We start from the raw sequence: 9,539 nt of genomic DNA, 5'->3' as shown, positions 1-9,539 counted from the left end.
GATTCCATTCAAGTATTGGGTATAAAAAACCTATGAATGTTTATCTGGATTACGTACAACATTATGAACAAATAGCAGCTTAATTTTAAGCAACATTACCAAGTACATTGTTCATATATTTTGTCTTGATTTTTCAGGCCATTATAGTTGTAGTATACAAGAATTAGTTGATATAAGAATAGAACTCTTTGTTGACAATGTACATAAAGTAAAAAACCTAGTTGAGTCCGGTCTTAGTATACAAGAGTTACTTGATAAGAAAGCAGATCAGCAGAGATTCTTTATTGAAAATAGTTATCAAGTAAAAAGCTTAGTTAAGTCTGGTCTTAGTATGCAAGAATTACTTAGTATAGGAACAGAACAGCAGAAATTAGTTATTGAAAATGGTTTTCAGGTAGAAAGATTATTTAAGTCAGGTTTTACTATGAAAAAATTACTTGATATGGAAACAGAACAGCAGAAATTCTTTATTAAAAATAGTAATCAGGTAGAAAGCTTATTTAAGTCCGGTCTTACTATGCAAAAATTACTTGATATGGGAACAGATCAGCAGGAATGGTTCATTAAAAATGGTTATCAGATAGAAAGATTATTTAAGTCAGGTTTTAGTATACAAAAGTTACTTGATATGGGAGCAGATCAGCAGAAATGCTTCATTAAAGATGTATATAAATTAGTTAAGTCTAGTCTTACTATGCAAAAATTAATAGATATAGGAGCAGAACAACAAGAGTTAGGTACTACAAATGACAATGATCCAGCTCAGTTTGATAACAATGTAGATATAATAGGTCATACAGATCAAGCGTAAAGGGACGGAGTTAGGATAATAAAGAGCTTATCCTAACTTTGCGCTTTAAAGCAATATTTGGAATAAGTCTAATGCTTATGGTCGTGGTGGTGGGTATAGAAGCCTAGAGAAGAAAGTGCATTTGAAAATTCAGAGTTAGGAGTTATTTCATTTGGTATTCCGCTGCAACATATGTGGCCGTTTAAGCATATCACCTGATCGGAGTTTTTTATTACGGTAAATAAATCGTGCGAGATCATAAAAACCGTAATATTTAGCTTTTTACGAATCAAATTAATAAGCTGATAAAATTCTTGTTGGCCTGTTACGTCTAAAGACTGCAACGGTTCATCTAAAATAATTAAGTCAGGATTATTAACTATTGAACATGCAAGAACCACCTTTTGAAACTGCCCTCCTGAGAGCTTAGAAATTTCTTGATCTTTTATATGCTCCAAATCAATAAACGAGTTAATCTCTTTAATATTGTTATTGAAGTTACTAGGTGCTAATAGATCTAAAAATTTTTTCACCGTAATAGGTAAATCAGGGCTTAGCCCAAACTTCTGCGGTACATATCCAATTTTTAGTTTGGGATCAATTATAATTTCGCCGCTTGTCGGTTTTTCAAGTCCAAGCATTAACCGCACTATGGTGGTTTTACCTGCACCGTTAGGTCCGATCAAAGTAGTGATATTATTTTTTTTGACAGTGAAGCTAACGTTATTTATCGGCAGTTTATTACCGAATTTTTTAGATACGTTACGAAACTCGATTATAGGTTTTTGCATGTATCGGTTCACTCCTGTTATCCCGTGGTCAAGCTGGTGTTGTTGTATGGATCGAAAAACCTGCTCGATGTCATTCCCGCGTAGGCGGGAATCCAGGGTAAAGCGAGATAAATCGAGCTTTAAAAAAGTTTTAAAGTACTGGATTCCCGCCTACGCGGGAATGACATAAACAGGCCATGCAACAAAGCCTATGGTTGCTCGCAATAACAGTTTAACGCAGGTAAACCTTCGCAGGAATGACATTATGTAGAATAAATGCCGATTAATTCAGTTTCAGCTAATAAATATTTTTGCAAAGCTAATACTAAATCTTGCTTGCTAGCATTCTCATCCAGTTCAAGATAATCATTTAGAGCGTATAGTTTGAAAAAATAACGATGAGGTTTGCCGGCAGGTGGACAAGGACCACCGTATTTTTTGTCTTTCCAGCTATTATTTAAAATTTTAATATTGTTATCTATTTGTCCTTCTGAAAGCTTAGTAATAGAAGCCGAAATATTATAGATTATCCAATGATCCCATATACCGTGCGGAGGTGCTATTTCTACCGGTGCATCAGGGTCATCCATGATAAGTACAAAAGATTTAGTATCTGAAGGAGCATCACTCCACTCTAGATGCGGAGAAACATTCTGTCCTTTACAAGTAAATTTATCAGGAATACGCTCATTATGTTTAAACGCCGTACTTGTTATTAGGAAGGTCATAATTATGTACTCCTATGAGTGTTGTGTATGTCATTCCTGCGAAAGCAGGAATCCAGCCACTAAAAGTATAACACACTAAATTTTAGAATTAAAAGCTCAAATAATTTCGCTTTTTTCTAGATTCCCGCTTTCGCGGGAATGACATAGAACGCTCCTTATCAGTCGCTCGCAATGACGTTTTGTCTATCAATTCACAACTTGCCATTGTCCGTCAGGCTGGCGGCATGCATTACCGTATGCTTTTTGTTGTTTTTCGCCTATTACAACTGTTTGAGTGTACTCACGGCAATATTGCCCTGTGCTATTTCTATAAGTTTTATTAGGTGTTACATAGCCATGATTGCCGTTATCGGGATTACGCCATTCTACGTTACTACCACTAGGAGCTGCTTCTAAAGCTCTTTGGGAGGTGAGTTCAGCGAGTCTTCTATCCTGCTCATCCATACCTGCACCGATTTGTCCACCAAGAACTGCTCCAAGTAATGCACCTACACCTACTCCGACAAGTTGCCCTTTACCTTTGCCGAATTGAGAACCAAGTAATGCACCGCCGGCACCGCCAAGGAGTGTACCTGTACCTTGTTTATTCATACCACCCGGACCGGTACATGCTTGCAACATAGAAGCTGCAAGAGCTATAATCATAATTTTAGATATTAATTTCATAATAAATTCTCTTTAATTGATATATACTTAAATAAGTATATGGTTTTTAGCATTTTGTAAAGTACAAACGTCAGCCATAGAATAAAATTAATTTAATTGAATTTAATATTTTCTTTGTTAAACTACAAAAAATAAATTGGAAAGATTTGTCATGGATACTAATAGCCGTAATCGGTTAATAAAATCGGCATCTTATTTATCGGTTACTACAGCATTAATTATTTTAAGTATAAAATTATATGCTTGGGTTGTTACCGATTCGCAATCAATACTTGCTTCTTTAATTGATTCGATGCTTGATATAACATCTTCCTTTATTAATTTAATAGCTTTAAGGTTTGCCCTGCAACCACCGGATCATCAACATAGATTCGGGCATGAGAAAATACAGGATTTAACAATTTTTTCTCAGTCTATATTCTTTTTTGCTTCAGCTTTTTTTGTAGGTTTTTCTTCAATTAAGTCTTTATTTGAAAAAACAAAACCGGAGAATATTAGCGACGGTACTACCGTAATGTATGTATGTATATTCTTAACAATTATTTTAGTACTTTATCAAACTTATGTAATAAAAAAAACAGGATCGGAGATAGTAAAAGCCGACAAGCTCCATTATTTTACGGACTTACTTACTAATGTTATAGTAATTATCTCTATAAATTTAAGTAATCATTTTTGGTTTGTTGATCCATTATTTGGAGTAGTTATTTCGTTATATATATTCCGTACCTCTTACTCTTTATTTAAAAAGGCATTTAAAAATTTAGTTGATCATGAATTACCTGAACAAGATAGACAAAAAATTATCTCAATAGTTAATAACCATTTAGGCGTAAAAGGTATGCACGAAATGAAAACTAGATATGCAGCTCAAAAAGCTTTTATCCAGTGCCATTTGGAAATGGACGGCAATATGTCGCTTTATAATGCTCATAAAATTAGCGATGAGATTGCTTTTGAAATATTGCAGGAATTTCCGGAGGCTGAAATAATTATTCACCAAGATCCTTTTGGAATCGAAGAACACGTAAATTACCGTGAATATATTGTTAGATAAAGAAACGGATTTTAACAACTTTTTCATGCAGCAAGCTTTAAAACAAGCATGTATTGCTTTTGATAAGAATGAAGTACCGGTCGGAGCGGTGATTGTAGATAGATTAAATCAGAAAATTATTGCTAGTAGTCATAATAATACCGAAGAAAAAAACAATGCTCTGTGTCATGCCGAAATTATTGCTATTAATGAAGCATGTAATCTTATATCTTCTAAAAATTTAAATGATTATGATATTTACGTTACTTTAGAACCTTGTGCTATGTGTGCGGCAGCTATAGCTCATAGCAGGTTAAAACGCTTGTTTTACGGTGCTTCTGACTCTAAACACGGGGCAGTTGAAAGTAATTTACGATATTTTAACAGTAGTGCTTGTTTCCATAGACCGGAAATATATAGCGGAATTTTTGCTGAAGATTCGGGGCTATTAATGAAAGAGTTTTTTAAAAGGATACGACAATCATGTTAGAGCATTGCCTGTGTGGATCGTAAAGTATGCTCGGTGTCATACCGTGGCTTGACCACGGTATCCAGCTTAAAAATTAGTATTTTAAATTGTTTTTATGGACCCCGTGGTCAAGCCATGGGGTGACGCAGTGGATTTTACCGGCCCACGCGAACAATGCTTTTGCAAGAATGACATAAAGAAGTAAGAAAATATGCTAAAACTATTAACCCCCTATTATTTTAATAAATTATCAAAGGTTACAATACCTATATTAGCTATATCTACTTTGGTAATGATGATTATAGCTCTTTATTTAGCCCTAATAGTTTCGCCTATAGATTATCAACAAGGTGAGTTTGTACGTATTATGTATGTACATGTACCTGCTTCTTGGATGGCCCTTGGTATTTATGTTTTCATGGCAGCATGCAGCTTTAGTTATTTAGTATGGAAAACTACTATTAGCTATTTGCTAGCCGTAGCATCTAGTTACATTGGAGCTACTTTTACTTTGATTAGCTTAGTAACAGGCTCTTTATGGGGGAAACCTATATGGGGAACATGGTGGGTTTGGGATGCAAGACTTACCTCTATGCTCATATTATTTTTATTATATCTAAGCTATATTATCATAGTAAATAGTGCGGATAATATAAGAAAAGCACAAAACCCTGCTTCGATTATTGCTCTTATCGGACTGATTAACATACCGATAGTAAAATTCTCGGTAAATATTTGGTACAGTCTGCATCAGCCTGCTAGCGTTTTAAGGCTTGGTTCTCCTGCTATTCATTCTTCAATGTTAAAGCCTTTAATTATAATGTTTATTAGTTTTATTTTGTACTTTCTCTTAATACTAACTATGCGAACTTCTGTATTAATTTATAAAATTAAGAATCAATAATAAAAATGACTTATGTTGTAACCGATGAATGCGTAAAATGTAAATATACCGATTGCGTTGAAGGATGTCCTGTAGATTGCTTCTATGAAGGTGAATTTATGCTAGTTATCAATCCTGATGAATGTATAGATTGCGGTGTGTGTGTTTCTGATTGTCCTATAAACGCTATCAAACCCGAATCACGGGAGATAATAGAATGGGTAGAACGTGCAAAAGATTTTATAGAAAATAAAGGATGGAAAAATATTACCAAAAAAAAACCTGCTTTGCCTGATGCCGATAAATTTAAAGATGAGAAAGATAAGTTTAATAAATATATAGGAACCTAAATAAATACGAATTAAATATATGTGTTTATTTTGTCACAAAACTTAATAAAAGCTTTATCATATGAATCTAATTGCCGATTAAATATAGAACTAAAAAATATAATATGTTATATATGCCATTAAGATAATGTTTAATTATTTAATTTGAGGTGCGAATCATGAAAAAGTTACTTTTAATAGCTGCTGCAAGTGCAACAATTTTATCTTCTACCATATCATTTGCCGAGGACATGGGTAATGACTGGTATTTAAGAATAGATGCTGGTGCTGCAATGTTTAATAAAGAAAAAGATAAGGCAACCGGTGTTAAATTAAAATCTAATACGACTATTCCAGTTGATTTAGGTATTGGTTATTATATTTCCGAAAATTTTAGAGCCGATTTAACTTTAGGTACTATAATTGGTGGAAAGTTAAAGAAATCCGGAGCTGCAACTAATGCACCTTTTACTGGTACTAATGTTTCTGCGAGCCATAAACCTACTATTACACGTTTACTTATTAACGGTTATGTAGATTTAACTAATTTTGATATGTTCGATGTTTTTGCCGGTGCCGGTGTTGGTCCTGCATTAGTTAAAGAGAAAATTACATATAACGGTATAACAGGTCTTTCATCTAATACTAAAAATAGAACCAATATTTCTTATAAACTAACTTTAGGTACTTCTGCACAAGTCGCTGATGGTGTTAAAGCAGAACTAGCTTATAGCTGGATAGACGACGGTAGAACAAAAAGTAAGAATGTAATTTACCAAGGAACAAGTGTACCAACTGGTGGGATGCGTTATCAAAGCCACAACTTAACAGCTGGTATAAGATTTGATATATAATTAACAGAATATAAATAGTTTTTAAGTAGTAACTACTCGGTGTCATACCGTGGCTTGACCACGGTATCTAGAAATCAAAGAAAGACTGGATCCCGCGATCAAGTCGCGGGATGACAGCTTAGAAACGTCACTTAAAACTATTTTTTATCGAATTTAGGTAAGAATTATAAAATTATTATCTAACATCGTTTTTACTAACAACTAATAAAATTTAAGGAAAAATTTAACAATATGAAAAAATTACTTTTAATAGCAGCTGCAAGCACAGCACTTTTAACTTCTGCCGTTTCATTTGCTGAATGTGATATGAATCCTGCTGTAGATTCATCTACCGATTCGTCAATGTCATCATCATCTATGGAAAAATGGTATTTAAAACTTAATGCCGGTGGCGTGATTTTTGATAAGCAAAAAGATAAAGCTACAGAAATAAAAATGAGATCTAATACCGGTTTTATTGCTGAAATCGGTGCAGGTTACTATATCATGGACAATTTGAGAACCGATTTAACAATTGGAACAGTAGCAAGCAGTCATTTAAAGAAATCTAAAACTGATGCAGATGGTGATTCTACAACAGTAAAGCACAAGCCTACTATTGTAAGCTTCTTACTTAACGGTTATGTAGATTTCGTTGATTTAAGTATGTTTAAAGTTTTTGCTGGTGCTGGTATCGGTGCTGCATTAGTTAAAGAAAAGATAATGCAAAAAGATGTAGATAATTTTAATGGTGTAAGTACTACCTTTAATTTTCCTAACGTAAATACTAAAAATAGAACCAACTTTGCTTATCAAGTATCTTTAGGAACTTCGTTTGAAGTTGCTGACGGTGTTAAAGCAGAACTCGTTTATAGTTGGAGAGATTACGGTAAAACTAAAACTAAGAAAGTTAACGGTATTAACGAAGGCGGAACCCGTTATAGAGGTAATAACCTAACGGCAGGACTAAGATTTGATATGTAATTAACCCTCAAATCTTTTTACAAGCTATTAACACGAAAAAGGAGTCTTTATTAATAAAGACTCCTTTTTTTGTTTGTGTGCTTTTGCCTGCGTATATACCCAATCGTCATTGCGAGCGATCTTTGATCGCGTGGCAATCCAGAAAATAATTAAAAAAATGCTAAAAATTAGCATTTTTTACTGGATTGCTTCGTCAATTACTTCGTAATTTTCTCGCAATGACGATTGGTATCCACGCAATAATGTCATAAGATTTGTAGGAACGCATGCAGAATATGATAGGATAAATGTTAAGGAGATTTGAGTATGGAAATAAATATTATAAAAACAGAAAAAGAGTATGAAAAAGCATTAAAAGAAATAGATAATTTATTAGATGCAAAAGAAAATTCCTCAGAAGCTGAAAAATTAGAAATATTATCAATGTTAGTAGAAGATTACGAGAATAAGCATTATAAAATAGAAGCACCTGATCCAATTGAAGCGATTAATTTTAGAGTAGAGCAGCTTGGTCTTTCTAGAAAAGATTTAGAAAAGAGTATAGGTTCAAGAAGTAAAGTATCTGAAATTCTTAATAAAAGAAGACTGCTTACTTTATCTATGATTAGAAAATTACATAAGAATTTAAATATTCCGGCAGATATTTTAATTCAAGAAGTTTACAAGAAGAGAGCATGATTTAATTATCATATCTTAGGTTTTCCTTTGTAAAACGTTACGTTCATTTTGTGTATTGCTTCAAAGCCTAAATAAATTTTAATACGTTCTAGAATAATATCTTGATAATAAGGTAATTCTGCTGCAGTAGCATTATCTCCTGCTTGTATAAATAGCGTATTAATTTTTTGTTTTTTATAAGTATAGGTAGTGATTTTTAAAGGTAATGCTTTAGTGCTGAAATTAAACCCGACTATTTTATTCCAGTTAATCATGATTTCAGGTAGCAACGGATGTTGCCTCGCAAATATACGTCTAACTATTTTATCAATATCCTCTTTAATTAGCTTCATTTTAATAAACTCTGCACGGTTAAAGTTATCACGGCTATTGCAAGCATTATGGATATTACGGGAAAATGTAAAGATGTAACCGATATAATCATTAAAAATATATTGCAAACTGCGATAATCGATACTACTTGTTTATGCGACTTACCTTTTTTTACTGCTTTTTGGAAAAAATGCTTTAAATGAGGCTGCCAAATTTTTTCTTTATTGAGTAGCCGAATTAATATGGTTAGTACGGCGTCAGTAATGTAATATAAGCTAGCAATAGCACAAGCTATAAATAAATTAGTGCTTGTAAGAGCAAGCAAGAGTAAACAAAGACCCGTTAAGAATCCAAGGCTAATACTTCCCACATCCCCTAAAAATATTTTTGCCGGATGCCAATTAAATATTAAAAAACCACAAGAACAACCAAGAATAATAACATTTATACTAGCTATAAAATACGGATTATCAAGAACCGGAAATTGTAAAAAGCATAATATGAGCATAGTGCTAGATAGATGAATAGATTCTATGCAACTCATACCGTCTATGCCGTCCATAAAATTATATATATTAATAAAGCCGCTTAAAGCTATAACAAGAATAGAATATATTAGGATATGAACGGAATTTAGCTGTGAAAAAAGAAAAATAGCAAAAGCTGCACAAATTAAATGAACTATTAAACGGATTAGAACCGGTACCGGTTTTAAGTCATCTAAAAAGGAAATCGAGGCAATTACCAATAATAAAGGTAATATTTTTATTGAATTAACAAGGTTATTGCTTGTTATATATTCAAACCCGCTTAAAGCAATCATTACAACAACTACAATAGCAAGACCGCCGCCACGCGGTGTTATCTTATCATGAGAGCGACGACTACTCGGTACATCAACTAAACCAATTGCAGGAAGATATTTAGTTAATATATATGTTAATATAGTAGTTGCTATAAAAGAAAACATAAACAATAGACTTCCTACATAACTTGCTTCTAAGGGTAATTTGTACGTCGATCCGGTACTCGCATCCTCACGTACTAGTATGTACGCTGCG

At 33.2% G+C, this 9,539-nt stretch carries 13 protein-coding genes and 1 pseudogene; 8 read left to right on the top strand and 6 right to left on the bottom strand.

What is annotated here, in order from left to right:
- The first annotated feature begins 331 nt into the window (after positions 1 to 331).
- On the top strand, positions 332 to 811 hold the full coding sequence (locus tag AC1Z7D_RS04365) for a hypothetical protein (RefSeq protein WP_482602306.1): 480 nt from the start codon (positions 332 to 334) through the stop codon (positions 809 to 811).
- A 68-nt stretch (positions 812 to 879) separates the two neighbouring features.
- On the opposite strand, the gene AC1Z7D_RS04360 is transcribed toward AC1Z7D_RS04365, so the two are convergent.
- The 3 genes from AC1Z7D_RS04360 to AC1Z7D_RS04350 form a co-directional block, all read right to left on the bottom strand.
- The gene (locus AC1Z7D_RS04360) at positions 880 to 1,581 is read right to left on the bottom strand and encodes an ATP-binding cassette domain-containing protein (protein ID WP_482602304.1); all 702 of its coding nucleotides are present in this window, start codon (positions 1,579 to 1,581) and stop codon (positions 880 to 882) included.
- Positions 1,582 to 1,823: 242 nt separating this feature from the next.
- The gene (locus AC1Z7D_RS04355) at positions 1,824 to 2,288 is read right to left on the bottom strand and encodes a YbhB/YbcL family Raf kinase inhibitor-like protein (protein ID WP_482602302.1); all 465 of its coding nucleotides are present in this window, start codon (positions 2,286 to 2,288) and stop codon (positions 1,824 to 1,826) included.
- Between the two features lie 186 nt (positions 2,289 to 2,474).
- Positions 2,475 to 2,954: an RT0821/Lpp0805 family surface protein gene (locus AC1Z7D_RS04350; RefSeq protein ID WP_482602300.1), complete on the bottom strand. Its 480-nt coding sequence runs from the start codon at positions 2,952 to 2,954 to the stop codon at positions 2,475 to 2,477.
- Positions 2,955 to 3,105: 151 nt separating this feature from the next.
- Here AC1Z7D_RS04350 and AC1Z7D_RS04345 point away from each other — a divergent pair, with 151 nt between their 5' ends.
- The 7 genes from AC1Z7D_RS04345 to AC1Z7D_RS04315 all read left to right on the top strand — a co-directional run bounded on the left by AC1Z7D_RS04345 (position 3,106) and on the right by AC1Z7D_RS04315 (position 8,166).
- Positions 3,106 to 4,011, top strand: coding sequence for a cation diffusion facilitator family transporter (locus AC1Z7D_RS04345; protein ID WP_482602298.1), 906 nt, complete (start codon positions 3,106 to 3,108; stop codon positions 4,009 to 4,011).
- Positions 3,992 to 4,480 carry a nucleoside deaminase gene (locus AC1Z7D_RS04340; protein ID WP_482602296.1) on the top strand — a complete coding sequence of 163 codons (489 nt, stop codon included), beginning with the start codon at positions 3,992 to 3,994 and terminating at the stop codon, positions 4,478 to 4,480. Before AC1Z7D_RS04345 ends, AC1Z7D_RS04340 begins: the two co-directional genes overlap by 20 nt.
- A gap of 190 nt (positions 4,481 to 4,670) precedes the next feature.
- Complete coding sequence (locus tag AC1Z7D_RS04335; protein WP_482602294.1) at positions 4,671 to 5,363, top strand: heme ABC transporter permease; 693 nt, start codon at positions 4,671 to 4,673, stop codon at positions 5,361 to 5,363.
- Between the two features lie 5 nt (positions 5,364 to 5,368).
- On the top strand, positions 5,369 to 5,692 hold the full coding sequence (fdxA, locus tag AC1Z7D_RS04330; RefSeq protein ID WP_482602292.1) for a ferredoxin FdxA: 324 nt from the start codon (positions 5,369 to 5,371) through the stop codon (positions 5,690 to 5,692).
- A 158-nt stretch (positions 5,693 to 5,850) separates the two neighbouring features.
- The gene (gene adr / locus AC1Z7D_RS04325; RefSeq protein ID WP_482602290.1) at positions 5,851 to 6,525 is read left to right on the top strand and encodes an adhesin Adr; all 675 of its coding nucleotides are present in this window, start codon (positions 5,851 to 5,853) and stop codon (positions 6,523 to 6,525) included.
- Between the two features lie 231 nt (positions 6,526 to 6,756).
- Positions 6,757 to 7,488 (top strand): outer membrane protein, encoded by a 732-nt coding sequence (locus AC1Z7D_RS04320; protein ID WP_482602288.1) that lies wholly within the window; start codon positions 6,757 to 6,759, stop codon positions 7,486 to 7,488.
- A gap of 306 nt (positions 7,489 to 7,794) precedes the next feature.
- Positions 7,795 to 8,166: a helix-turn-helix domain-containing protein gene (locus AC1Z7D_RS04315; RefSeq protein ID WP_482602286.1), complete on the top strand. Its 372-nt coding sequence runs from the start codon at positions 7,795 to 7,797 to the stop codon at positions 8,164 to 8,166.
- A gap of 8 nt (positions 8,167 to 8,174) precedes the next feature.
- Here the strand turns inward: AC1Z7D_RS04315 and AC1Z7D_RS04310 are convergent, their stop codons facing one another.
- The 3 genes and pseudogenes from AC1Z7D_RS04310 to AC1Z7D_RS04300 form a co-directional block, all read right to left on the bottom strand.
- On the bottom strand, positions 8,175 to 8,498 hold the full coding sequence (locus tag AC1Z7D_RS04310; RefSeq protein ID WP_482602284.1) for a DciA family protein: 324 nt from the start codon (positions 8,496 to 8,498) through the stop codon (positions 8,175 to 8,177).
- Positions 8,495 to 9,448 carry an MraY family glycosyltransferase gene (locus AC1Z7D_RS04305; protein ID WP_482602308.1) on the bottom strand — a complete coding sequence of 318 codons (954 nt, stop codon included), beginning with the start codon at positions 9,446 to 9,448 and terminating at the stop codon, positions 8,495 to 8,497. Before AC1Z7D_RS04305 ends, AC1Z7D_RS04310 begins: the two co-directional genes overlap by 4 nt.
- A gap of 14 nt (positions 9,449 to 9,462) precedes the next feature.
- Positions 9,463 to 9,539: pseudogene (locus tag AC1Z7D_RS04300) on the bottom strand (palindromic element RPE1 domain-containing protein); the annotation flags it as partial.

The sequence above is a fragment of the Rickettsia sp. genome (genome assembly GCF_965035265.1).
The sequence above is the reverse complement of the archived record's forward strand: the minus strand, read 5'-3'. Positions and strand labels throughout refer to the sequence as shown.